The following is a 23,916-nucleotide window of genomic DNA, read 5'->3' as shown; positions in this document are numbered from 1 at the left end:
GCCTCTCAGGCCGAGATGTCTTCGACGGTGATCGTGATGCCGGGCATCCGGCCGAGCGCCTCGAAGGCGTCAGCCTCCTCCGGCGTGAGGTCGAGGTCGCCGCTGTCGAACTTGCCCACGATCGCCTGCAGCACAGCCAGGTCGATCTCGGCCGGTTCGGCCGCATCGTCGTCGTCCAGCTCAGGCACCGCGGCCGTACCGCCGGACTTCGCCGTACTGCCCGGCGCACCCTCGGACTTCGCGGCGACGGCACCAGAGGGCGCATCCGCCACCGGCACCTCGACGGGCGGTGGCGGCGGTGCGGGCGGTACGTGTGTGGCGATGATGTGATCGGACCAGCCGGTCAGGAAAGTCACCAGATCGCCCGTTGGCGCGGCCTGCCACTGCGGGTACTCGCGGTCCAGTGTCGTCCGCACGAACTCCGGCCAGATCCCGCCGAGCCCGCGCTGCAACTTCTCCTGTTGTGCTGCCGTGATCCAGCTCAGCGTCGCAGCGTCCTCAACCGGTGGCGGCGGTGGTGCCGCCGGCACATGCTCCGCAATGATGTGATCGGACCAACTGGTCAGGAACTGCACCAGATCCTCGACCCGCGCGGACCGCCAGACCGGGTACTCGCGGTCCAGTGTCGTCCGCACGAACTCAGGCCAGATCTCACCTAGCCCATGCTGCAACTTGTCCCGCTGTGCGTCCGTCACCCATTCCAGCGCGCCCGCGTTCGGCGGCGGGCCGGGAGTCCGGCGGGCGCCGGCGATGATGACGTCGGACCAGTCGTCGACGAACCCCTGTAGACCGTCGGTAGTGGCGCCGCGCCACGGCGGGTACTTGTCCTCCAGCGCGGTGGTGAGCGCGGCTGCCCAGGTACTCCCGAGGCCGGCCTCCAACTTCCCCCGCTGCGCGTCCGTCAGCCAGTCCAAGGTCGTCCGGTCCGCACCGGGCGCGGCACCAACCGCAGCCTGCGCCGCGAGCAGCGTCGGATACGCGCGGGCCAGGTCGCTGATCCCGATCCGGTCCAGCTCCGCCATCGTCCGCGTCGGATCGCCCAACCGGTCGACAGTGAGCGCGAACCGCTCGATGAACGTGCCGTCGAACGCGGAGTCGAAGTCGGCCGCGGTGGCATACAACTGATTCCGTACAGCGTTCCAGCTGCCGTCGGTGTTCGCGACGGCGGCGCAGATCGCGTTGAACCACTGCTCGATGCGTGTGTCACCTTCGAGCTCGACCGCCGTGATCGCACGTCGCGTGTCGTCGTCGTACATCGGACCACCTCTGCTCGTCGCCGGGGAACGTCTGCCCACCAGCATCCGGGCGACGGTGGTGGCGCCGGTCGTACTCGGGCCAAACCTTGGGGTAGGCCCGGATGCCTGTTCGAGCAAGCCGCGGGGCCCCAAAGCCATCACGTAGGGGTCAGGGATGTGAGTACAGCAACGGTGATCGGTGGAGCGGGACAGGTCCTCACACTGGGATTGACCCGTTTTGACGGACATCCGAGATCGGGAGCTTGTGCTCCGGACGGATATTCATCATGGAGTCCATGGGAAAGAAGAAACCAAGGCCTCGTCGTTCGTTCACTGCTGAGTTCAAGGCCGAGATCGTCGAGCTGTGCCACCGCGGCGACCGGTCGATCGGGCGGATCGCGAAGGACTTCGATCTGACCGAGACCGCGGTGCGTGAGTGGCTGAAGCAGGCCGAACGCGACGCAGGCACCGGCGGCGGGCTGACCACGAGCGAGAAAGACGAGCCGTGGGCTGGGCGACCGCCGACCATCTGCGCACCGACCTGATCGCCGGATCGCGGCGAGTTTGTCGTGTACGAAAGCGCTGACTCATTGACGAAGTTTGTTGAGGTTCGATTAGGAGCTCAGAGGTTGCTACCCCTGCAGACGTCCTTGGAACTGATCAGCAGGTCAGACGATTTGATGGAGTTGACGGCGGGAGGTTATGCCCAATTTGGTGAAGATGTTACTCAGGTGGTATTCGATCGTTTTGGGAGTTACATAGAGACGGGCGGCTATTTCGCGGTTGGTGAGGTTCTGGCGAACCAGTTCTATGACTTCGCGTTCTTTGGTGGTGAGGTTGTGATAGTGGCGGGTGGTGAGTTTGGAGAGGTCGGCGTTCAAGCGGCGGCGGTAGGGGGTGGCGGACAGGGCCGTGAAGCATTGATCGGCGGTGGTCAGCCAGTGGGTTGCGCCGGGGGTGTCGCCGGCGAGTTGGAGGCGGCGGCCGTGGGCTTGGAAGAGTTGGCCGTCTGCCAGGCGGGGGCGTGGCTCGATGAGGGTGTTGAGACATTCTTCGGTGAGGTCCAGGGCCGTCTGGAGGTCACCTTCGGCCTCGGCTTGTTGGGCCGCAAGGCGTGTGACGGTGCTCCTCATGACGATGATTTCCGCTGTTCGTTCGTGCAGTGCCGCTAGTTCGTCGGCTGCTTCGTCGAGTTCGCCGGCGTGCTGGAGCGCATCGATCAGCAGGGGACCCCACCAGGTGCTCCACCATTCGTGAGGTCCGCCAGGAGTCTTTCGTCCCGAGCGGAGGCCGGGCACTGCGCTGAAGGCGGCGAGGATGCCCCGGTAGTCGTTGCGCGCCTGATAGAGCAGTGACGCTGCGATGGCGGCGTACCTGAGGTCTTGAGGGCCGCCGACTCGGCGGGCGATGGCGTCAGCGGAGCGAACATGGTGCTCGGCGATCTTCCAGTCGCCTCGGGCCGCAGGGACCGTGACGGCAGCCAGGTGGCGGATGACTTCGTTCATGGCCGGCTGATCGTCGTCCGCGAGCATCGCGGCTCTTCGCATTGTCAGGACGCTCGCGTCCCATTCACCGAGTTGGTACTGAACTGCAGCCAGGTATGAGTACGGTTGGACACCGGACAGCATCTGCGCACCGGCCTCCTGACGTCTGACGACCTCGGAGAGATCGCCTCGTGCCTCCTCGGCGTGCCCGATCAGGGCCCGGATCGCCCCGCGGCAGGCCAGCGATTCGAGGTCTTGATTGGAGATGTCCGACGGATGGACCGACAGGTATCGGAGCTTCTCAAGGCCCGCTGCGAGACCGTCCCGCCGGCTTTGCGCGACAGCCTGCAGGCAGACGACGTAGTCGCGCAGCGTCGTGGGTAGACCTGTCGCCGCCAGCGCGACCTCGGCCAGTTCGAGCGCATCGTCGACGTCGCCGCGCCAGACCCTGATACCGGTCAGCCCCCCGGCGGCAGTGCCGCGAACCCAGGAGCGTGAGTTGTCCGCCGAACCGTACGAGAAGGCGTGTGTGAGGTGATGTTCAGCTTCTTTGCGCTGACCTCTGACATAGAGCTCGCACAGCCCCAGCGCGAGTGAGCGTAATGCGGTTGGCGCGCAGTGCACCGCGCGCTCGTACAGAGGCCGACTTCGGCCACGGTCAGAGCTGAACATGAGGTGGACCATTGACGTCAGCAGAAGCTTCTCGCTGTGTGGCCCCCAGGGGCTCAGGTCTGCGGCCCAGCTCAGGAAGGTTGCGGCCGTACCGTGGTTGCCTTGCTCGGCTTCCTTCGCTGCGGCGCTCTCGAGCTGAGCAGCAAGTACTGCGTCCTTCGAACTTACCGCCGCGACACGATGCTGCCAGGCCAGGAAGGGCTCGACGGTCGTCGCTGCCCGCCTGTGCAACTGTCCGCGGCGAGCTGGGGAAAGCGCGGAATAGATCGCCTCGCGCTGTAGATCGTGCGTGATGGCGACGGAGCTGATCGGATCGGTGCGGAACCAGGTCGCCAGCCCGACATCGATTGCCGGCCGCAATGCGTGATGCGGGTCATCGACCCCGGCGACCTCGGCGGCCTGGGCAAGGGAGGGCCGGCCGCTGATGACAGACAGCGCCTCTAACAAGGATCGTGACTGCTCGGGAAGGCCTCGAAATGTACGCCGGGTCGCGGTAGCGATCGAGGGTGGCACAGCCAGCCGCCAGTCCATGTTGCTGAGACGCTGCGACGAGACCTCGTTGAGTACGGTTCGTAGGAGTAGCGGATGACCTTCGGTGTAGGCGTGGAAGCGTCGCGCGGCGTCGATCGGTAGGCGCCTTCCGACCAGCGCCTGGGCCAGTTCGCTGACGTCCAGGAGATCCAGGCCCGTCAACCGGAGATGAAGGTCGGCCGGGATCCCATGGATCAGGCGTTCCAGTGCGTTGTCGGAGGATCCCACCGCGTCGGTGGTTTCGGATCTGGTGACCAGAACCATCAGGAGCTGCTCGGACCATGCTCTGCGGAGCAGGAATCGCAGGGCCTGAAGGGAACTGCGATCCGCCCATTGGATGTCGTCGATCATTAGCGCTACGGGTGCGCGGCGCTGGAGCGCTCCGAACAGCTCGAGCAGCTGACTCCCGACTGCGGCGGGGTTCGCCTCCGCGGGTGTTGCCGAGCCGAGTGACAGGGTTCTGGCCCGGAGCTCCGGCGGCACTTGGGTCAGCAGCTGATCGATGACACCCATCTCGAGCAGGGACTCGGCCGGGTCGCCGGTTGCCGACAGCACCGTGAAATCTGTGAGGCGGCCGAGGAAACAGCGGATCAGCCATGACTTACCAATCCCGGGCGGCCCTTGGGCGACCGCCGTCTGGTGCTCACCCGCGCGGACCTTGTCGGCCAATTCGGCCAGGCGCACCAACTCGACACTGCGTCCGACAAAATCGCTGTCTGCGGGCCGATGCGCGGGGCCAGGGGTCATGGCGCCTCAATTCCGGAACGTCGCGATGGGAAGGCATCGCCGACACCGGACCATGATAGGTCAATCGCTCAACCGGCCAAGAGGTCGAAGCCGCTGTCAACCACGTGCAGGCGGCAACAGTTTCCGATCGTTATCAGGATGGTTGCCCTGAGCGTCAGGAGCAGTCAGCCGACGAGTACCTGCCCTGTTGCGATGACAGTGCAAGTAGGCGCGGGCGCCGGATCGTTGCAGGACAGCACTTTGTCGCCGGCCTTGGCCAGTGGCTTGCCGTTGACCAGGACGAGCGGGCCGATCGCGATCACGGACCCGCGGTTGTCGGGCGGATTCTGGAAAGTCCCTCCGGAAGGGACGTGCGGCGGCAGGTTGAGTGCAACACTGCCGTGGATGGCGGCCGGCTTCCCCTCGATGAGTACGTCGGTACTGCAGCCGGTCATGATGCGGCCGGAGAAGGGACAACTCCGAGGGGTCGGCACCGGCCCGCCGGCGCTGGGCACCATGACGATGTGAATGTCGATGCCGACGACCTGATCACCTAGCTTCGCTGCGGGCTTGCCCATCGACCGCTCCTTCCGTGATTCGCGCCGTGGGCCGCCGCCGGCCGGCAACTGTCCCCGAGTTCGAGCCGGCCGGTTTCGCCGCGGTGGGTTTCATCGGGGTCGAGACGCCTAGTTCGATTGTTTCCGGGGGACGCGCGAGGTCGGCCGGGGTCTCCGACGGCACCGAGGCGTTGCCACGAGGCCGAGACAGGCCCTAGGAGACAGGCCCAAGGCTGACCAGAGGTCCGATTGAACCGGTTGGAAGCCGCGACGCCCGATCGACAAGGTTACGGTCCCACGCGCCTGACTCATTGATCCTGTCAGGCGGTCCGCCGGCACGGTGGGCGCATGGGCGACAGAACGCAAGACCTTGCCCAGCAGCCCGAGTTCAAGTTCGAGGGTTGCCGACCAGGCGGTGAGCAGGTAGTAGAAGTCGTAGCGTTTCTCGGGCGATACGCGGCTGGCCACCCGTCCGTCCGCATCGCGTTCCTCGGTCCAGAGACCAGCCGATCCACCGTCCGGATTCTCCAGTATTTGGTACAGGAACAGATCGACAGTGCTCCGGCCCGCCAGGGTCTGGCTCGGCGGCTCCAGCGAGATCGCCGTGCCTGGTGGGAGCACGTCACCGAGGCGCGAGCAGATGGCGGCGCCCAGTTCATCGAGCATGACCACCACTGTCCTGGAGCCCAGGGCAACCAAGCAGGAACCCCTGGACAGCTGTCCGGGCGCTCCGGATGGCCCGATGAGGCAACCGTTCGTGCACCGTCTCTTATGGCGCGACGGTGCCGCCCAGCCGGACAGTTACGACAGGCCGATTCGTCGGAACAGTTGCTCAGCCAGGAGGCCGCGATGCCGTCGTACCTGTCCCCAGGTGTCTATGTGGAGGAAGTCTCCTCCGGCTCGAAACCGATCGAGGGAGTCGGTACGGCGGTCGCCGCATTCGTGGGGTTCGCCGGGAAAGGGCCGTTGAACGAAGCCGTCCTGGTCACCAACTGGACTCAGTTCGTGGAGACTTTTGGCCAGTTCGTTGAGGGCGCGCTGCTCGCGCACTCCGTGTACGGCTACTTCCTCAACGGCGGCGGCACGGCGTACGTCGTACGGGTTGGCGGTGGGTCGGGTCGGCCGACCGGCCAACTCGAAGGCCCGGCCAACAGCCGGGCGGAACTGCCGAGCCGTGGCGACGGCCGGCCGCTGGTCGTTCGTGCTCTGGACGGTGCACCAGCCGGACAGCCGCTGACGGTCGAGGTACACGAGCCGTCCGAGCCGGGCGAGGACGTCTTCAAACTCGTCGTCAAGGCCGGGGCGGAGGAAGAGGTCTTCGACAATGTCAGCACGCGGCGTGGGGCGACGAATGTGGTGAACGCGCTGCGAAAGTCCAAGTGGGTGGTAGCCGAAGAAGTCAAGGGCGCGACTCTCGCGGTGCCACAGCCGGGTACCTCGGCAACGCTGGCGCAGGCCGAACCGGAGCAGCGGCCGGCGACCGTCGAGGATTACGTCGGAGATGCCGACGAGCGCAGCGGGTTCTCGGGTTTCGAGGCGGTCGACGACATCACCATGTTGTGTGTCCCCGACCTGATGACCGCCTACGAAGCCGGGACGATCGATCTCGACGGCGTCAAGGCTGTCCAGCTGGCGATGATCGCGCACTGCGAACTGATGTCCGACCGGGTGGCGATCCTCGACGCGCCGCCGGGACTGCGGCCGCAGCAGATCAAGGACTGGCGGCAGAACGTCGCCGGCTACGACTCGAAGTACGCCGCGCTCTACTGGCCGTGGATCAAGGTCGCCGATCCGTCCACCGGCAAGCCGATCGTGATCCCGCCGAGCGGCCATGTCGCCGGAGTCTGGGCACGCAACGACGAGACCCGGGGTGTGCACAAGGCCCCGGCCAACGAAGTCATTCGCGGAGTTCTCGACCTGCAGTCGTCGCTGACCCGGGGCGAGCACGACCAGCTCAATCCGATCGGGGTGAACTGCTTGCGGTTCTTCCCGGGACAAGGCATTCGGATCTGGGGTGCGCGGACGCTGTCCAGCGACGCCGAGTGGCGATACCTCAACGTGCGCAGGCTTTTCAATTACCTGGAGAAGTCGATCATCGGCGGCACTCAATGGGTGGTCTTCGAGCCGAACGATCCCTTCTTGTGGTCATCGGTCGAGCGCACCATCGGCATGTTCCTGCGCCGCGTTTGGCGAACCGGGGCGTTGTTCGGGCGGACGCCGGAAGAGGCGTTCTACGTCAAATGCGACGCCGAGAACAACCCGCCGGAGAATCGCGATGCTGGAATTCTCACGGTCGACATCGGGGTGGCACCGGTCAAGCCGGCCGAATTCATCGTCTTCCGGCTGGCGCAGTTCGGTGAGGGGACGGAGCTGCAGGAATGATCGGCTCGATCGTCCCGGCCTCCGGTACGGTGGCGCGGCTCCTGGACCCGCCGCCCGTCACGGCACCGCGGTTCTTCGTGATGTGCGAGGGCTGGACCGCGGGGATCGGTTTCTCCAAACTCGCCGGCTTCACCTCCGAGGTGGAGTTCCAGGAGTACTCGTACAACGCCCGCCTCGGCAATGTGCACACCAAGCAGTTCGGTCGGACGAAAGCGCCGTCGATCGTGCTGGAGCGCGCGCTGGACCGGAACGGATTCGCCCAGATCTACGGCTGGCACGTGCTGGCCAGGATGAACAACCCACTGGCGAAACTGCCGGCGATGTTCGACATCTGCAACAAGGCGGGAGACCCGGTGGTCGCCTGTCTGCTGGAGAACGCCTGGTGCGCGAAGCTCGAACTCGATGCCGCCCAGGCCGGCGCCGGGTCGGTTTTGATGATGCGCGCCACGATCATCTGCGACGGAATCATTCAGCTGTGACAACGCTGCGACGAAAGGATCGATGAGATGGTCGCCAATCCCGCGAAACTCGAGGGGATCGTCAGCGCGGCGCGCTTCGTGATCGACCTCCCCGGCACGATCGTCGGCCGGATGGACTTCTCCGAGCTGAGCGGTATCAACTCCAAGGTCGGCTCGTCGGAGTACCTCTACAGCAACTCCGACGGAACCCTGGTCCACACGAAACAGTTCGGCAAGACCGAGCCGCCGACCATCACCTTGAAACGTGCTGTCGACAGAACCGGAACGAACCGGCTCCTGATCTGGCACAACCTCGCACGCGAAGGGAAGACCGATGCTCGGTGCGACGGCTCGCTCAGCGTCTTCGGAGCCGGCGACGGTGACGCAACGGCGATCTACTTCATCTTCAACGCCTGGTGTTCGGATTTGACCATCAGCTCGCTGAAGGCCGGGTCCTCGGACGTGGCGTCGGTCGAGTGCAAGATCACCTGCGAACGCATCGAGGGCAAGCAATGACGCTTCTGTCGGCCGAGGTCGGGATGCGGACGGAGTACCCGTTCGTACTGCCGCGGGGATTCGTCGACGAGCAGGGGAACCTGCATCGCGAAGGAGTGATGCGGCTGGCCACGGCCCGCGACGAGATCACCACGCAGTCCGATGCCCGGGTCCGACAGAACCCGGCGTACCTGACCGTGCTGCTGCTCGACCGGACCCTCGTCCGGCTGGGCACGTTGCCGACTGTGGACACCCTTGTTGTCGAGTGCCTGTTCGCCTCTGATCTCGCCTTCCTGCAGGACCTGTACCGGCGGATCAACCAGAGCGGGCACACCGAGGTCGAGGTGACGTGCCCTTCCTGCGGGCACGACTACGCGGTCGATATCGCCGGTGATCTGCCGGGGGAAGCCTGACGACGTACCCGGCCGAACGGCTCTGGGAAGAGGTTGTGTACGTCGCCTACTACCTGCACTGGTCCCACGCCGAAATCCTCGATCTCGAGCACAGCACCCGGGCGCGCGTGATCGAGGGCATCGGCAGGATCCATACCAAGCTCGACGAGAGCGACCCGGCGCTGGCGCCGGCCCAGATCTGGAGGTAGTCGATGCGCTGGCCGTTCAGCCGCAGGTCCTCCCGCACGATCGCCGACGGGCCTATAGCAGTCGACGTACCGGACGCTGCCGGCCCTGAGTTGGCACCGCTGCGCCGGCCGCGGGCCTGGGCCCGGGGCTCTGTGCTGGTCCCGGTGACGTGGCTGCGGCCTCCGATCCTCAGCCCGTTCCTGATGACGCCGGACGTGGCCGGGGCGAGACAGCTGCTGGCCCCTCCGGACCGGCAGACCAGCCCGTTGGGAATGGAACTGCTGCGCGGCACCGTCGCTCGGCACCGCGAGACCAACAGGCAGTCCTGGCCTCACCTACGGCTGAAGCCGCCAGCCGCTGAGTTGTTCGAGACCGACGATGAGTTGCACGGCGAGGCACTCACGGCCACGCGCCGACGACCGCCGGCGGTCGGACCATGGCGTGCGGCGCGGGCCACGCTCACCGTCGTGACGGAGGAGTCGGTCGGGAGCCCGCAAGAGCCCAATCAGCCGTTTCGGAGCATCGGTCCGTTCGAGCGGATGCTTGCCGAGTTCGAGACGGACGACGCGCTTGGTCTCGCCATGTTCACAGGCTTCTCCTCCTCGGCATCACCCCCGCCGGAACAGTCCGCTCGCCCAAGTCCGCCGGCGAGACCGGTCCATCGTCCTAGCCTTGCGCAGACCCGGAAACGCGGTTTGAGGGCATCGATTCCGGCAGGAGAAGAAGGCGATCCGGCCGGACGGCAATCGCTTGCCGTGCCTGAGGCCGCGGACCACGAGGACGAGCGCCGGCCGGCGGATCGCGACGACCAGGTTGCGCCGACTCTCGAACCACTCGTCGCGGTTTCCCCGGTCGAGCAGTCCCGAGCGATCCGTCCGTGGGTGTCGTCGACCGAACCGGAGTCGGGCACCATCGGAGAAACTCTGCCCGCACCAGGTCCACCGAACTTCATCCATCTCGCTCAAGAAGCACTGCCCGCATCGCCGCCGCCGAAGCAGATCCGCCCCGCCGGAAGAACTTGGCCCAGGCCCGAGCCGCCGAAGCAGGTCCACCCCGGCGAAGAAACTCCCGCACCAGAGCCGCCGCCGCTGATCCACTACACCGGAGAAACTCTGCCCGCGACAGAGCCACCGGACCTGATCCACGTCGCCGGTGAGTCTGCGCCCGTACCGGAGCCGCCGAATCTGATCCACCCCGAGAGCGTGCGCGGGACAGTCGTCGCCGGCTCCAACAGGATCGTTGCGACCGGCTCCGAGCCGTTGGTGCCCTCGCCTCAACTACTCGTGCCTCAGCGTCAGCTGTCGGTGCCGCCTCAACCGCCGGAGGCCCCGCTACCTGCTGAGCTCCTGCTTCTCGCTGACCCGTTGCCTCCCGACGGGTCCCATATCGTTCCTCACCTGCCGACCGAGCCGCAGCTGGAAACGCCGCGCCCCGCAGAGCCCACCCGCCCGTGGTCGATCCCGGCTGTGCAGCTTCGGTACCACAGCCAGCCACCGTTGCCTGCAGCAACTATCACGCAACAGCTGGTGCCGCGCCAGGTGGCTACTTCGGTGGGAACGCGGTGGGGTGTCGAGCTGGGTGACGTACCGGTCGTCCGTGGGCGGGTGGCCGGTGCGCGGGCGAAGGAGCTCTCGGTCCGCGCGTTCACCACGCGCGGTGTCGTCCACCTTCCGGACGAGGCTGGCGAGCTCACCGACCCCGGCGTACAGGCGCTACTCGCGCACGAACTGACCCACGTCGCCCAGCAGCAGCTGCTCGGCGCAGACCTACCCGCAGCTGCCTCCGCGGAAGGGCAACGGCTGGAAGAGCAGGCAATCGCGACCGAGCAGTGGTTCCACGCCGGCACCCCCTTGGTCCACAGGCCGATCGAACACCGGTGCGCCGAGGCAGCAGGCGACCGCACCGAGCAAGTACAGGCAGCTCCCGTCGGCAGCGAGCTCACCTGGACGATGCCCGGTGTCATCTCCGATCAAGGCAGCGCTCCACCCGCGCCGGACGCATCGACTCTCGATCACTCGCAGCCTGCCCACCGCGAGCCGGTCAGCCACCAGCGCCCGGAGTCGTCATGGCCCACAGTGGCCCAGCAGGCGCGGGCAGTGCCGCCGATTCGCGCAGACCCGCAGCTGATCGAGCGCCTGGATCGCTTGCAGGAGGAGGTGGACGAGCTGCACGAGCGGCACGATCGCGTCGCCGAGGACCTGGTGGTCCGGCTGGACGATCCCTGGGTGCTCGGTCGGCTGGCCGAGCGTCTCTACACCAATTTTCGCCACCGGCTACGTGCCGAGCTGCTCATCGACCGCGAGCGCCATGGTGCTCTCGCCGACCTACGTTAGGAGACGAGTGCCTTGATATCGGCAGCCAAGTCCGTCGGCAAGCGCCTGGAGATGCTCACCGGCCAGGTCGGAATGTCGCATCGGTACGTCATCGACATCGACAAGTCCACGTACGACCTCGGTTCGTGGAGCAAGGCCGCGGGCCTCGGGGTCAAATGGTCGAAGGAGAGTCACCGGCCTGGCCGGACGACTCACGAAACCATTGTCCCCGGCAACGTCAGCTACTCCGACATCGCGTTGTCCCGTGCGGCTGGTGCCGAGTCCGGCCGAGTGCAGGGATGGCTGGTGAGTGTCACCCGCGACCGCCGGCCGCTGACCGGCGCGATCTACATGGTGGACTTCCTGGGGATGCCCATCATCAAGTGGCAGCTGAAGGAGTTCTTCCCGATCGGCTGGCGGTTGTCGGAGTTCGATTCGAGTGGTTCGCGCCCGGCGATCGAGACGCTGGAGCTCGCGCACGCGGGCTTCCTTGAAGCCGAAGCGCGGTTGCTGCCATGAGCATCCCCGGCCTGCCGACCGCGGGACCTGCAGTGGTCGGGGCCGCCGGACGGCTGTTCCTTTCGCCGCGAAGCGTGCTCGTTCCGTCGGCATCGCCGTACGGCATGACGATGTGGTTCGACGTCTCGGTAGCGAGGCTGGACGGCTTGGTGCGGCCACTCGGCCTGTGGTCGGGGTGCTCGGGGCTGGAGGTCCAGCTGGTGCCGGAAGGGCCGCTCGACGAAGGCGGCAACTACACCGTCCCGCGCTACCTGCCCGGCAAGCTCACCTACGGCAAGGTGACGCTGGAGCGGGCGATGACCCAGGAAGGAGCCGGAGCCGTCCAGAGCTGGCTCGAGGAGCAGAGTGCTCAGTGGGTGGAGGGACAGGACGACCGTCAACCCTGGTCGACCACGGTCTCGATCCGGCTGCATCGGAGCGTGAGTGGAGAGGACTCCATGATTCATGAATGGGTGCTCGAGAACGCGATGGCGGCGTCGTGGACGGTGCCGGCCTTCAACACCAAGGGCGGCGGAATCGCACTGGAGAAACTCACGCTCGTCCACGGCGGCTTCCTGAAGACCGGCGCGCTGGTCAGCAAGCTGGAGCTGGTCGAGGACGGCCACGGCGCACTGACCTTCCTGTGCAACCCGTCGAAGATCTCGTTGAAGAAGCAGCGCCGGGTCGAGGCCAAGAACGCGACCGTCGACACCGGGGTCGAGGTAGTCGATCCGAATGCCATGGGGATCACCCTGAGCGACCTGAGGATCGAGGGCGCTAAAGAGGTCGGGATGGCCCTGCCCCGGTTGGAGAGGTGGCTACAGCTCGAACCACCTGCTGCTGCGAAGCCGAAGGTCGCTCCGCCGCCGGCCGAAGGTACGAATCCCAAGACCTGTTCGCTGTGCCAGCAGGTCCAACCGGTGCCGGCCGCCGCTGCCAGCGAGGGGGAGCCGCATGTCCTGCGACCGTCCTGGGGCCTCCGGCGCGGCGGACTACCTCCGCAGGTGATCCTGAAGAGCTTCGACCTTGTGTACACGAGGTTCACCCCGGGCGGTGAGCCGAGCCGGGCCACCGTCTCGCTGACGCTGCAGGAGTACACGCGGTGGAAGGTCGGCAAGGTCAAGGATCCGGCCCGGCCACCATCGTCCGCGGTCCGGATCGGCGCTTCGCGGCCACTGGGACGGCGACCGTGACGATCGTGGCGGACTGGCGGTCCGACGGACGAGCCGCGGTCCTGGCCGAGGTGTACACCGGGCCGGCCAAACAGCCGTTGCCGGAGGTCCTGGCCGACTCGATCCTCGCGGTGGTTGTGGACCAGAGCCATCGGCTGCCTGACATGTTCGAGCTTGTTTTCGACGACCGCGGTCTGGCTGACCAACTGCTGACCGCACTCGCGATCGGCACCGAGGTCGGGATCGCGGCATCCTCACCGCTGCGCCCCGGAGATCCGCAGATGCTGATGGCGGGTGAGGTGACCGCGATCGAGGCCGAGTACGGGGAAACTGGCCTGCTCACCGTCCGTGGCTACACCCAGGACCACCGCCTGCAACGGATCCGCCGCAGCCGAACCTTCGTCAACATGTCCGACGCGGACATCGCCGGCAAGGTCGCCCGCGAGGCTGGGCTGACGATCGGTCAGGTGCCGCCCACGCGCGTCGTATACGAACACGTCGGCCAGGTGAACCAGACGGACTGGGACTTCCTGTTGGAGCGAGCGGCCGCGATCGGCGTCGACTTCGGGGTCTCGCACGGCAAGTTCTTCTTCGGTGACCGCGCGGTCGGCGGTCCCGTCCCGCTACGGCTACTGTCCAATCTCGTGAGCTTTGCGCCGCGGGTGACAGTGGGAAACTTGGCCGGTGAGGCCGAGGTCCGGGTCTGGGATCCGCTGGCAGCCAAGGTCGTCAGCGGCCGCGCGCCGGTCTCGACCGCTGGAGGCGGGTACGGCGCTGACATCGCGCAAACGGTTGCTAAAGGCAATGGTAAGGCGACCGGACCGGCAGCGAAGCCGGGGCAGCACGGCCCACCGCCCTCGGAGAACGCCATGGTGGTCAGCGATGATCCAGGTGCTGTCTCAGCCACGATCGGGCCTGCCGTCGAAGCCCGTGCCGAGGGCCTGGCCGGACTCATGGCGGATACGTTCGCCGAGGCGGTTGGCGAGAGTATCGGTGATCCGTGGCTGTCAACGGGCCGGGAGATCGAGGTCTCCGGTGTCGCCGCGCCGTTCGCCGGCCTCTGGACGGTCACCCGAGCTCGCCATGAACTGCAGAACGGCCGGTACCGGACCAGGTTCGAGGTGAGTGGTGCGCAGGACCGCAGCCTGCTCGGCCTGACGAAGGGTGCCGGCGCCGCCCGAAAGCAGATCCCTGGTGTCGTGTGCGGCATCGTGACCAACAATTTCGATCCGTTGGCCAAGGGACGAGTCAAGGTGAGCCTGCCCTGGTTGTCACCCGACTACGAGACCGGCTGGGCCAGCGTCGTACAGGCCGGTGCAGGAGAGCGCAGCGGCGCGATTTTCCTGCCGGAGACCGGCGACGAAGTGATGGTGGGCTTCGAGTTCGGCGACTTCCAACGGCCGTACGTCCTCGGCGGGATCGTGAACAATCGCAGTGCCTACGAACTCGGATCACCACCTGTGCGAGCCCAGGGCAACAGCGCGGCGGTGCAGTGGCGTGGGTTGGTTGCTCCGTCCGGATCCCGATTGGCGTTCCACGACGAACTCGCGGGCCAGAACCGTGTTGACCAGGCGGAAATTCTGCTCGGCAGTGGTGATGGAAACCTCACGCTCCGAATCGATCAAGTGGCCGGGGTCGTCGCGCTGAAGTGTGTGCCGGCCCGAGTGACCAAGCCCGGCGAGAAGGGTCGGCTCGTCATCGAGTGCGGCCCGGGTGGTGCGATCGACATCGTGGCCGGAGCCGGCGGCGCGGTCACCATCGACGGTGGCGCCGCGCTGAACCTCAAGGCCCAGCGGGTGAATCTCGAAGGTGCTCAGATCACCGTCAACGGCACCGGACCGGTAGAGGTCAAGGGCAAGCCGATCAAGCTGAACTGATCCGGAGGAGACTTCATGACGACACAGGCTGTGGCCGGACTCCGGTTTCCGCTCGACTGCTCGACGACGGGGAGCTTCGGCCTCACGCGCGGGATCGACAAGCTCGAGCAGTGCATCAGACTGGTGCTGCTCACCTATCCGGGCGAGCGGGTGATGCGCCCGGAGTTCGGGAGCCGGTTGCGTGACTTCGTCTTCGAAGCGGCAACCCCGGTGGTCAGAGCCCGGATCGCCGACGAGGTGGAGCAAGCGATCAATTCTTGCGAAGTCCGCGTTCAGGTCCATCGGGTCGACGTGGTCCCGGACGGGTCGACCGATGGTCTGCTGCACATCACGATCCACTACCAACCGCGAGAATCCGAGGAACTGCTGTCAGCCGTGGTCGACTTCGCCACCGATGCGGCGGTGAACTGATGGTGCTGCCGGCCCCCAACCTGGACGATCGGCGCTACGACGACCTCGTCGCCGACTCGCTCGATGTCGTCCGCCGGTCCTGCCCGGAATGGACCGACCAGAGCCCGGCCGATGCTGGGGTGACACTGATCGAGGCCTCGGCGTATCTGATCGACGGGCTCTTCCAGCGACTCAACCAAGTGCCGGACCGGCTGCATCTGAAGTTCCTCGACCTGATCGGACTGCGGCTTGTTCCACCGACTCCCGCAACGGTGCCGGTGACGTTCTGGCTGTCGGCCCCGGCTACATCGGCACTTGTCGTTGCCCGTGGCACCGAAACCGGCACCGTCCGAACCGAGACCGAGCCGTCGATCGTGTTCTCTTCGAGCGCAGAGCTGACCATCGTGCCGTGCTCGGTGATCGCCGTAATGACCAGGACGGAGGAGTCACCCGATCCGGTTGAGCATGACCTCGGATCGGCGCCTGCAGCGGCATTCGCCACGTCACCGCAATCGGGTGACGAACTTCTGATCGGCCTGGACGTTGCGGTACCGGCAACCGCCGTACGGCTCGAGTACGACGGCCAAACCGAAGGGCTCGGTATCGATCCGGACCATCCGCCGTTGGCCTGGGAAGCATGGACTGGCTCGTTCTGGAGCCAGTGCGAGGTCGACCACGACGAGACCGGTGGTCTCAACCGGTCGGGCTCACTGGTCCTCCACCTCCCGGCCGGCCATCAGAAGAGCGTCGTCGGTGGTCGCCCCGCAGGCTGGGTGCGTGCCCGAGTGCTGGCCCCTGAAGACGAGCAAGCTGCCTATACGGCCTCCCCGCTGGTACGTCGGCTGGAGGCGGTCAGTGTCGGCGGAACGGTGGAGTCCGTACACGCGGAGCTGGTCTTCGACGAGGGACTCGGCGAGGCCGCAGGCGTGCCGGGGCAAGTGCTCGTCGTGAGCTCGGCGCCGGTGCTGGCCGGACTTGGCAGCCCGGTTGTCGAGGTCAGCTCGGACGATGGATGGGTCGAGTGGACTGAAGTCGACGACTTCGCCGCGAGTGGTCCGGACGACCGGCACTTTCGGCTGGACGCAGTACCGGGTGAGGTCTCCTTCGGACCTGCGATCCGTCTTGCCGACGGGAGCTTGCGGCAGCACGGCGCCGTACCGGACAAAGGTGAGGCCGTGCGGATCCGCGGGTATGCCACCGGTGGCGGCCTCCGCGGCAATGTGCCGCGGGCAGCGATCGCCACCCTCAAGTCTTCGATCCCCTTCGTTTCGGCGGTCGAGAACCGCGTTGCTGCGCAGGGCGGTACAGACGGGGAGAGCCTGGCCGAAGCACGTGACCGGGCACCGATCCTCCTTCGCACTCGTGGCCGAGCGGTCACTGCCGAGGACTACGAGGCGCTGGCCCGCGAAGCGGTTCCGGAAGCCGCGCGAGTCCGCTGTATCACCGCGGGTGGGGATGCGGGTGGAACAGTGAAAGTCCTGGTGGTGCCGGCAGTGGCGCAGCAAGGTGGCGCGATCAGCTTTGCGGACCTGGTGCCGCCGGTTCCGTTGCTCGAGAAGCTGGCCGAGCGGTTGGAGCAGGTGCGGTTGATCGGCACGAGGGTTTCCGTCGAGCCGCCGCGGTATCGGGGCGTCACCGTCGTCGCGCGGCTCGTCGCCAGACCGCGCGTCGACCGCGACCGGGTGCGGACCGACGCGGTGGAGGTGCTTTACCGCTTCCTCAGTCCCTTGCCTGGCGGAGGATCTGACGGTTCGGGCTGGGAGTTCGGGCGGTCGGTGCGGTCGGGCGACGTCTACACCGTCCTGCAGGCGGTTCGGGGAGTCGAGGCCGTCGAGGACATTAGGCTGTTCAGCGCGAATCCGGTCACTGGTGAGCGCGGCACTGAGCAAGGGCGAATCGATCTCGAACGCAACAGTTTGGTCTACTCGTTCGAGCATCTGGTCAAGGTGGAGGACCACTGATGCTGATCTGTGGTGAATGCGGTCATCGCAACGGTGAGCGCGACACGTTCTGTGGGTCGTGCGGTCAGTTCCTGGAATGGAACGCCCAGCGCGTCGTACCGGCAACGCCGGTCGCTCCGGTGGAGGACCCAGAGCCGCTACCGCCGAAACCAGGCATCATCGCCCGGATCTCTCGAGCTGCGTCCGAACTCGTCGCCGGGACGCCGATGCTGGAGACGACCGCAGCGCCGACAGCCGGCAGCGGCGGACCGCCCGTACCGGGACCGCCCGTAGCTGGCGCCGCGGCACCTCCACCGCCACCGCCACCGCCACCGCCACCTCCTCCACCACCTCCTCCACCACCTCCGGGTCCGCCGCCACCTCCGGGTCCACCACCTTCACCTCCCGGTGGCCCTCCGCCGCCTCCCCCGCCCTCGCCGTCTGCCTCACCGGCGAGCCCGGCTGCGGACTCGGTGATGGCCAAGCTGGTCGCACCGATCGTCGAGGACGACGCGAAGAGTCAGCCTGCGGAGGTCGTTCCGCAGGCTGTGAAGACGCGCCCGGCCCCGGTACGGCGGGCTGCGCCGACCAGTCGTCCTCGTCCCGGCGAACTGATCTGCGGCGACTGTGGTGAGGGCAACGCCCCGACGCGCAAGTTCTGCCGTCGTTGCGGGAACTCGCTGGCCGAGGCCGAGGTCGTCAAGATTCGCTGGTGGCGCCGAATCCGGTTTCGGCGCAAGCCGCGCGTGCTCGCCGCCGGAACCCGCCCGGCCCGGCCGGGCGACAGCAAGAAGCGGCGCGCTTTTCAGTCGACACTGCAACGGGCTCGTGCTCTCGTCGGCGCAATGCTTTTGGTGTTCGGTCTGCTGGCCGGCTTCTATCCGCCGCTTCGCACGTTGGTCACCCAGCAGGTCGGCAACGTCAAGCAGAAGGTTCGCGGGGCTGCTGACACGGCCTTGACGGCGATCCGGCCGGTCTCGGTGCAGGGCACCAAAGGACCGGCGAACAACCCACCCAAGGCAGCCTTCGACACGTTCAAGAACACATCCTGGATCACTGCTTGGAACGAGAAGAAGCCTCCGAATCTGGTTGTTCAGCTGGATCATCCAGTGGCTCTGCGCAAGGCCGTGATCTTGACCGGCGACGCCAAGAACTTCGCCGGACACAGCCGGCCGTCAGTGGTCGAGTTCACCTATTCCAATGAGAAGTCCGATCTGATCCAGCTGAAAGACATCCCAGGCCCGCAGGAGATCGCGCTGCGTAACGCGGTCGGCGTCAGCAAGATCACGGTGAAGGTTCTCAGCGTCTATCCCGCACCGGATGCCAAGACGATCGCGTTGACGGAGATCGAACTGTTCGGTATCGGCTGAGCGGGCAGGAGAAACTACTGTGCGAGGAACCACCGGAGATTTCGGTACGGCGTACCCGCTGGGCTCGTTGCTGCCCGCGGTCCTCCAGGAGGACCCGCTGTTGATGCGGTTCACCGCTGCAATTGACGAAGTGCTTGCGCCGGCTATCTGCGCGTTGGACTGCCTGGCGGCGTATGTCGATCCAGCTCTGACCCCGCCGGACTACCTCGGTTGGCTGGCCGGCTGGGTCGGCACCGACCTGGACGAGACTTGGCCGGTCGAGCAGCAGCGAGCGCAGATCTCTCGGGCGATGTCACTGCATCACGGCCGTGGCACGGTGGACGGCCTCCGCCGCCAGCTTCACATCGTGACTGGGGGATCGGTCGAAGTCACCGACACAGGAGGTACGTCGTGGTCGGTCGAGCCGATCGACGAAGCCGACGGACAACCCGCTCCGAAGGTGACAGTCGTGGTCAACGGCAGCCGAGTGAGTTTGGCTGCCGTTGACGCCGTAGTCGACGCTGCCAAACCGGCTCACGTCGTCCACGAAGTCCGGATCGAGTAGGCGGGTCAACGGCGCGACGTGAACCCAGGTGGCTGGTAGCTCCCGGGCACGAGCAGAATCGGAGCCTGTGCTCTGACGGGCGTACCGTCAACGGATGCGACGACTGGCCAGGTGCCTGCGCTGGTCTGTGGAAAGACCAACAGCGCTGCGGAAACCGTACCGTCCAGCTTGGTGACGGCGCCTAGCTGCAACTTGTTTCCCGGCGTTCTCAGAGTGAGTGTGACGGGCCGCGACGGCGGGAACCCCTGGCCGGTCACCGCGGCCACGCGATTCATACGCACGACGCCTGGGTTGACCTGAAGGACTGGCTGAACAGCTTGGCTTCGCAACGCGATCAGCCGGCTGTATGCCGGATCGGCCGTGGTGACGGCCAGTACGCCGTTGCGCGGCCCGCTGTTCTGCGGTGTCGAGACCAGGTCGATCGAACACGACGAGCCCGCCGCGAGGGTGATACCGGCACAGCTGGACTTCGCGACGGCGAAGTCGCCAACGGTGAACCGAGGCCCGATGAGTACGCCGACTTTGATGATCCGGATCGGTACCGCAGTCGTGTTGCGCACCTGCACGATTCGCGGGCCGAGCATGACCAGCGCCGGCAGCGAACCGCCGAAGTCCAACGGATCGGGCGTGATTTCCAGCTGCCCGGTCGGAGCCGGACCTGGCGATTCCTCACCGGGACTTTTGGTGCCTTGAGCAATCAGGACGATCTCGTCGGTCGTGGAGTCAGGCTGACTGACGCGCAGAGCTACCTGATGCTGGCCAACAGCGGTCGGCGCGAACACGATGCCGACGCTGCAGGTTTCGGTCGGGTTGAGCGTCGCCCCGGTACAGTTCTCCGCACCGGTCAAGGTGAACCCCGACGTACCTGGCCCGGACAGAACGAGACCACTGACAGTCAGCGGACCGAAGCCGGTATGGCGAACCACGACGGTGCGCGACAATACCTTGCCAAGCTCGACCGGCCCGAGGTCAGTGGCAACGGTGGAGATCCGGGGCTTGAGGACACGAGCGAAGACGGCGCCTTCGCAGCAGGGCTCCGGCAGCAGATCGTCACCTACGGAGGCAAAGACGACAACGGATCCGTTGGCCGCCAAGCGCGGCGAACCACTCGGACCCGACGCCGGACAGACGGCTCCAGGCTCGCCATCGCAGTTCGCCGCGGCGGCCGGTGAAGCGAGTTCTCCCGGTAGGCGTGGCAGCCCGGAGCGTTCCCGGGTGGCATCGAGCGTAAGGTCGCGCAAGACAATCGCCTGTCGGCCGGTGCCCTGCACATCGCCGTGGAGTTTGTCAGCAACACTCTGGAACGCCAGATAGCGGCCGTCGGCCGATAGTGCTGGGCTGCGACCCTCGCGCGCCTGCCCGTCGACATCACGTGAGGCGATCGATGCAGTGACCAGTACGCCGTCCGCCGGGCCGAGGCGACCGGTGCCGGCCGGATCGCGGTTGACCACGACCGTCAGAACTGGTCCTGCCGGGCCGGGCCGATGTTCGTAGGCGATGAGCTTGCCCGAACCTGAGATCGAGGGCTGTGCGGCTGCGCCTGAGTATCCACCGCCAGGGATGACGTCGATGCGGTAGGTCCGCCGCGAACTCAGCTCGAACACCTCGACGGTCGCGGTGCCCGGCAGACAGCTCACCGAACAGTCTCCGGTGGCGAAGACCACCTGTTGTCCGTTCGCCGAAACCTGTGGTGAAGCGTGCGCGACGCCTGTGCGTGCGGGCCGCAGGAAGGAGGCTGCCGGTGGTGTCGACAGCCGTCCTGCTGCGTCTCTGATCAGCTGGGCAACGACCGTCCGTGGTTGGGACGTTCCTGGCGGCTGTTCCAGCCAGGCGATCACGCCGGCGTTCTCGGACAAGCTGGGTGCGGTCCCGATCGTCGCGCCCACCGGGTTGCGAGATGGGCCGACGTACAAGTAGAGGTAGTCCATCGTGCCGTTCGATCGCTGCTCGTCGAAGATCGCGTCGCCGTCCGGGTCGCGATCGCACAGGACTATGCGGTGCCCGAAGTCGAAGTAGCCGTCCTGCAGATTGGTCGCTTGGCTCTGGAAGGCGACGTACCGACCGTCTGCCGAGATGGTCGGCCGTAGGCTGTCGCCGTTGCCGCCTTCTTCCAACGGCGCGGCCGCCCGTTGTGGCGCCGAGTACCCGCGTGACGCGCTCAGGGAGCTCTGTGGAAGACCGCGGCTGATCAGCACGGTCCGGCCCGGGGCCCGCCGGTCCCGGACATAGATGTCGGACCGCGGGTTCTCGCTCGGCCGGACCACCGGGTCCAGCGCGACCCGCGACTCGAAGGCGACCTGCAATCCGTTGGCCGAGATCGTCGGTGAACTCGCGGCGCCGACCGTATCGTTGCCTTCAGCACCGACCGAGATCACCTCGGTGCTGCCCGGCGAGACAGCTCCGGCGTGCGGCGCGACCGTCCCGCTGACTCCGGCCAGCAACGCTCCGGCCAGGATCAGACCGTGCAGGCGACGTTTCTCTCGGCTCACGACGTCCTCCTCCGGCTGATCATCGAGCCTAGGAGGTGGAAGCTCCTGTGAGCTGCCCGATCGAGGTAGCCAACGGGCCGTCCGAACTGCCCGATCAGGCAAAAGCGGTGTCGCTTCGGGTTAACCTCTTGACGCTGCCCGGGAGCCATCGGGTGGGCCAACCTGATGGACATGGCAGCCACGATGACCTTGTCGACGGATTCGGTCGCACTCGAACCGGGGGAGACCGGCGGGTGCGAGGTCACCGTGACCAATACCGGGAGCCTGGTCGATCAGTTCTCGATCAGCTTGGTGGGCGAACTGGACGCGTGGGTGACCGTCGAGCCTCCCACGCTCAATCTGATGCCGGCCACCAGCGGCACCGTCGCGGTGACCTTCGCGCCTCCTCGCTCGCCGGAACTCCTTGCCGGTCGGCGACCGTTCGGCGTCCGGGCCAGCTCGCGGGAAGATCCCGGTACGTCGGTCGTCGAGGAAGGTGTCGTCGAGGTCGCGCCGTTCCAGGAGATCGTCGCCGAGTTGGTGCCGGCGAAGCGACGAGTTCGGCGACGGGCGAAGTTCAAGCTGGCCGTGGATAACCTCGGCAACAGTGAGGTCGAGGTCGGGATCAGCCTGCGCGACCCCGATGACGGGCTTCGGCTGCTAGCCGTCCAGTCTTCGATCATCACGGCACCGGGTACGGCGACGATCGTGAAGCTTCAGGCGGCTCCGCATCGCCGCTTCTGGCGTGGCGAGCCGAAGTTGCTCCCGTTCGAGGTCCTCACCAGCCCAGCCGGTGAGGAGCCGATCCAGACCGGTGGTCTCGTCCAGCAGGAGCAGTTGCTGCCGAAGTGGCTGCTGCCCGCGCTGGCCGCTGCCGTCGTACTGGTGGTTGCGCTGGTCGCGTCCTGGTTCGCGCTGTTGAAGCCCGCGGTCGAGTCGGTCGCGACCGAGCAGGCACAACAGCAGGTTGCGAGGGCCGAGAGCGCGGCTGTCAAGGCCAGCGGTGCCGCTGACAAGGCGAGCGTGGCGGCGACCGTGGCAGAGCAGGCGGCGGGCGTCAGCTCCGCACCGACCCCAGGTGGAGTGAACCTGACGGTAGCCCCGTCAGGTACTCCTTCAGCTGCCAAGCCGGGGGCCGCCACGCCGACGGGACCGACCCCGCTGAGTTTCCGGGTGGCCTCTCAGTCCAAGAAGGTGACGGACGGCTCATTCGCGGACTTCACATACAAGGCTCCGCCGAAGAAGAAGATCCAGATCGCCGACCTGGTGCTGCAGAATCCACGCGGGGACAGCGGCATCTTGCGGATCTCGATCGGCAAGGACATCAAGCTGGAGATCGGGTTGGCCAACTTCCGTGATCTCGACTACCACTACCTCGAGCCCCTCTTCGCGGCCGAAGGCCAGCCGGTCGTCGTGTCCGTGAATTGCACGGCGCCGGGTGCTGGCTCGGACCAGTGCACGCCGTCGGTCTCCTTCTCTGGACAGCTGTCCTGACCGCGCGGGTTTAGATCAGACCTTCCTTGAGCGCATACGCGACCGCGTGTGAGCGGTTGCGCAACTGGAACCGCGTGGTTATGCCGTGCAGAACGTTCTTCACGGTTCGTGGCGAGTAGCTGAGCCGGATGGCGATCTCGTCCGTGTCGTAGCCCTCGGCGACCAGCTTCAAGATCGCGCTCTCCCGAGGTGACAGTCCGGCCAGTCGCAGCCCGCGCGGGGTCAGGACGTCGTTCTGCATGTGAGAGACCTGCCGGAACAGGCGAGTCAACAGGTCGGAAGGAAGCTCGGCCTCACCTGCCGCTGCCCGCTGGACCAGCTCGGTGAGTCTGACCGGCGTCACCTCCGACCGACGGATCAGCGCGCAGATCCCGGCTTCGATCACTGAGATCAGGTCGGCGTCGTTGAGCGTCGCGACGACAAGGATGAGCTTGTCCACCCCGCGACGGCGCAACTCGGTGATCGAACCGAGTGTCGCGGGGTCAGGGGACTCAGCCGCGACGACGGCGACGACGTCCTCGTCCAGCTGATCGTTCTCGACGATCCGGACCTGCGGCTGAAATCGGAGCTGGCTCTCCACCCCCGACCGTGAGATCGAATCAGCAGAGAAAACATAGACCGGAATTCGTTGCCCCATCGTTCCTCCCCAGCAGCTGATGTGGGTACTCGAACCACCATGTGTGATCGATTCGTCACGCACCCCAGGGATAGTCCCTAGGGCATGCCCCAG

Annotated in this window: 21 protein-coding genes; 15 read left to right on the top strand and 6 right to left on the bottom strand. The window is 66.4% G+C overall.

All coding sequences use genetic code 11. The features are described from left to right. Positions 1-5: 5 nt before the first annotated feature. Entirely contained in the window at positions 6-1,256 is a 1,251-nt protein-coding gene (locus OG474_RS43980) for a hypothetical protein (RefSeq protein ID WP_405059645.1), read from the bottom strand. A 275-nt stretch (positions 1,257-1,531) separates the two neighbouring features. Between OG474_RS43980 and OG474_RS43975 the strand changes: the two genes are divergently transcribed. Next, entirely contained in the window at positions 1,532-1,780 is a 249-nt protein-coding gene (locus OG474_RS43975; RefSeq protein WP_405059644.1) for a transposase, read from the top strand. A 123-nt stretch (positions 1,781-1,903) separates the two neighbouring features. Here the strand turns inward: OG474_RS43975 and OG474_RS43970 are convergent, their stop codons facing one another. The 3 genes from OG474_RS43970 to OG474_RS43960 all read right to left on the bottom strand — a co-directional run bounded on the left by OG474_RS43970 (position 1,904) and on the right by OG474_RS43960 (position 5,871). Then, positions 1,904-4,669, bottom strand: a complete 2,766-nt coding sequence (locus OG474_RS43970) for an AAA family ATPase (RefSeq protein ID WP_405059643.1) — start codon at positions 4,667-4,669, stop codon at positions 1,904-1,906. A 164-nt stretch (positions 4,670-4,833) separates the two neighbouring features. Next, a complete protein-coding gene (locus tag OG474_RS43965) occupies positions 4,834-5,226 on the bottom strand; it encodes a PAAR domain-containing protein (RefSeq protein WP_405059642.1) in 393 nt (130 codons plus the stop codon). A 108-nt stretch (positions 5,227-5,334) separates the two neighbouring features. Beyond that, complete coding sequence (locus tag OG474_RS43960; RefSeq protein ID WP_405059641.1) at positions 5,335-5,871, bottom strand: Pvc16 family protein; 537 nt, start codon at positions 5,869-5,871, stop codon at positions 5,335-5,337. 183 nt (positions 5,872-6,054) lie between these two features. Between OG474_RS43960 and OG474_RS43955 the strand changes: the two genes are divergently transcribed. The 13 genes from OG474_RS43955 to OG474_RS43895 all read left to right on the top strand — a co-directional run bounded on the left by OG474_RS43955 (position 6,055) and on the right by OG474_RS43895 (position 19,224). Then, on the top strand, positions 6,055-7,587 hold the full coding sequence (locus OG474_RS43955; RefSeq protein ID WP_405059640.1) for a phage tail sheath subtilisin-like domain-containing protein: 1,533 nt from the start codon (positions 6,055-6,057) through the stop codon (positions 7,585-7,587). Continuing rightward, complete coding sequence (locus tag OG474_RS43950) at positions 7,584-8,066, top strand: phage tail protein (protein WP_405059639.1); 483 nt, start codon at positions 7,584-7,586, stop codon at positions 8,064-8,066. Before OG474_RS43955 ends, OG474_RS43950 begins: the two co-directional genes overlap by 4 nt. Before the next feature lie 27 nt (positions 8,067-8,093). Continuing rightward, positions 8,094-8,561, top strand: coding sequence for a phage tail protein (locus OG474_RS43945; protein WP_405059638.1), 468 nt, complete (start codon positions 8,094-8,096; stop codon positions 8,559-8,561). Continuing rightward, positions 8,558-8,953, top strand: coding sequence for a hypothetical protein (locus OG474_RS43940; protein WP_405059637.1), 396 nt, complete (start codon positions 8,558-8,560; stop codon positions 8,951-8,953). The genes OG474_RS43945 and OG474_RS43940 overlap by 4 nt, the downstream gene beginning before the upstream one ends. After that, positions 8,950-9,141, top strand: coding sequence for a DUF6760 family protein (locus OG474_RS43935; protein WP_405064677.1), 192 nt, complete (start codon positions 8,950-8,952; stop codon positions 9,139-9,141). Before OG474_RS43940 ends, OG474_RS43935 begins: the two co-directional genes overlap by 4 nt. A gap of 735 nt (positions 9,142-9,876) precedes the next feature. Then, on the top strand, positions 9,877-11,454 hold the full coding sequence (locus tag OG474_RS43930; protein WP_405059636.1) for a DUF4157 domain-containing protein: 1,578 nt from the start codon (positions 9,877-9,879) through the stop codon (positions 11,452-11,454). 12 nt (positions 11,455-11,466) lie between these two features. Further along, positions 11,467-11,952, top strand: a complete 486-nt coding sequence (locus OG474_RS43925; RefSeq protein WP_405059635.1) for a phage tail protein — start codon at positions 11,467-11,469, stop codon at positions 11,950-11,952. Then, a complete protein-coding gene (locus tag OG474_RS43920) occupies positions 11,949-13,124 on the top strand; it encodes a phage tail protein (protein ID WP_405059634.1) in 1,176 nt (391 codons plus the stop codon). Before OG474_RS43925 ends, OG474_RS43920 begins: the two co-directional genes overlap by 4 nt. After that, positions 13,121-14,980, top strand: coding sequence for a VgrG-related protein (locus OG474_RS43915; RefSeq protein ID WP_405059633.1), 1,860 nt, complete (start codon positions 13,121-13,123; stop codon positions 14,978-14,980). Before OG474_RS43920 ends, OG474_RS43915 begins: the two co-directional genes overlap by 4 nt. Positions 14,981-14,995: 15 nt before the next feature. Beyond that, positions 14,996-15,391, top strand: coding sequence for a GPW/gp25 family protein (locus tag OG474_RS43910; protein WP_405059631.1), 396 nt, complete (start codon positions 14,996-14,998; stop codon positions 15,389-15,391). Beyond that, the gene (locus OG474_RS43905; protein WP_405059630.1) at positions 15,391-17,331 is read left to right on the top strand and encodes a putative baseplate assembly protein; all 1,941 of its coding nucleotides are present in this window, start codon (positions 15,391-15,393) and stop codon (positions 17,329-17,331) included. Before OG474_RS43910 ends, OG474_RS43905 begins: the two co-directional genes overlap by 1 nt. A gap of 455 nt (positions 17,332-17,786) precedes the next feature. Continuing rightward, complete coding sequence (locus OG474_RS43900) at positions 17,787-18,680, top strand: NADase-type glycan-binding domain-containing protein (RefSeq protein WP_405059629.1); 894 nt, start codon at positions 17,787-17,789, stop codon at positions 18,678-18,680. A 19-nt stretch (positions 18,681-18,699) separates the two neighbouring features. After that, positions 18,700-19,224 carry a phage tail protein I gene (locus OG474_RS43895; protein WP_405059628.1) on the top strand — a complete coding sequence of 175 codons (525 nt, stop codon included), beginning with the start codon at positions 18,700-18,702 and terminating at the stop codon, positions 19,222-19,224. 5 nt (positions 19,225-19,229) lie between these two features. Here OG474_RS43895 and OG474_RS43890 read toward each other — a convergent pair whose 3' ends face one another. Beyond that, positions 19,230-21,713 carry a choice-of-anchor D domain-containing protein gene (locus OG474_RS43890; protein WP_405059627.1) on the bottom strand — a complete coding sequence of 828 codons (2,484 nt, stop codon included), beginning with the start codon at positions 21,711-21,713 and terminating at the stop codon, positions 19,230-19,232. 171 nt (positions 21,714-21,884) lie between these two features. Here OG474_RS43890 and OG474_RS43885 point away from each other — a divergent pair, with 171 nt between their 5' ends. Next, positions 21,885-23,186 carry a hypothetical protein gene (locus OG474_RS43885; protein WP_405059626.1) on the top strand — a complete coding sequence of 434 codons (1,302 nt, stop codon included), beginning with the start codon at positions 21,885-21,887 and terminating at the stop codon, positions 23,184-23,186. Between the two features lie 10 nt (positions 23,187-23,196). On the opposite strand, the gene OG474_RS43880 is transcribed toward OG474_RS43885, so the two are convergent. Further along, the gene (locus OG474_RS43880; RefSeq protein ID WP_405059625.1) at positions 23,197-23,766 is read right to left on the bottom strand and encodes a LuxR C-terminal-related transcriptional regulator; all 570 of its coding nucleotides are present in this window, start codon (positions 23,764-23,766) and stop codon (positions 23,197-23,199) included. Positions 23,767-23,916: the final 150 nt, after the last annotated feature.

Origin of the sequence: Kribbella sp. NBC_01505 (assembly GCF_045040285.1) — a bacterium.
GTDB lineage: Bacteria > Actinomycetota > Actinomycetes > Propionibacteriales > Kribbellaceae > Kribbella.
This window is presented reverse-complemented; position numbering and strand designations above follow the sequence as displayed.

What these genes read in the sequence shown, in the direction of transcription:
- OG474_RS43980 (WP_405059645.1), bottom strand. Translation starts at nt 1,256, where the DNA reads ATGTACGACGACGACACGCGACGTGCGATCACGGCGGTCGAGCTCGAA.
- OG474_RS43975 (WP_405059644.1), top strand. Translation starts at nt 1,532, where the DNA reads ATGGGAAAGAAGAAACCAAGGCCTCGTCGTTCGTTCACTGCTGAGTTC.
- OG474_RS43970 (WP_405059643.1), bottom strand. Translation starts at nt 4,669, where the DNA reads ATGACCCCTGGCCCCGCGCATCGGCCCGCAGACAGCGATTTTGTCGGA.
- OG474_RS43965 (WP_405059642.1), bottom strand. Translation starts at nt 5,226, where the DNA reads ATGGGCAAGCCCGCAGCGAAGCTAGGTGATCAGGTCGTCGGCATCGAC.
- OG474_RS43960 (WP_405059641.1), bottom strand. Translation starts at nt 5,871, where the DNA reads ATGCTCGATGAACTGGGCGCCGCCATCTGCTCGCGCCTCGGTGACGTG.
- OG474_RS43955 (WP_405059640.1), top strand. Translation starts at nt 6,055, where the DNA reads ATGCCGTCGTACCTGTCCCCAGGTGTCTATGTGGAGGAAGTCTCCTCC.
- OG474_RS43950 (WP_405059639.1), top strand. Translation starts at nt 7,584, where the DNA reads ATGATCGGCTCGATCGTCCCGGCCTCCGGTACGGTGGCGCGGCTCCTG.
- OG474_RS43945 (WP_405059638.1), top strand. Translation starts at nt 8,094, where the DNA reads ATGGTCGCCAATCCCGCGAAACTCGAGGGGATCGTCAGCGCGGCGCGC.
- OG474_RS43940 (WP_405059637.1), top strand. Translation starts at nt 8,558, where the DNA reads ATGACGCTTCTGTCGGCCGAGGTCGGGATGCGGACGGAGTACCCGTTC.
- OG474_RS43920 (WP_405059634.1), top strand. Translation starts at nt 11,949, where the DNA reads ATGAGCATCCCCGGCCTGCCGACCGCGGGACCTGCAGTGGTCGGGGCC.
- OG474_RS43910 (WP_405059631.1), top strand. Translation starts at nt 14,996, where the DNA reads ATGACGACACAGGCTGTGGCCGGACTCCGGTTTCCGCTCGACTGCTCG.
- OG474_RS43905 (WP_405059630.1), top strand. Translation starts at nt 15,391, where the DNA reads ATGGTGCTGCCGGCCCCCAACCTGGACGATCGGCGCTACGACGACCTC.
- OG474_RS43900 (WP_405059629.1), top strand. Translation starts at nt 17,787, where the DNA reads ATGGCCAAGCTGGTCGCACCGATCGTCGAGGACGACGCGAAGAGTCAG.
- OG474_RS43885 (WP_405059626.1), top strand. Translation starts at nt 21,885, where the DNA reads ATGGCAGCCACGATGACCTTGTCGACGGATTCGGTCGCACTCGAACCG.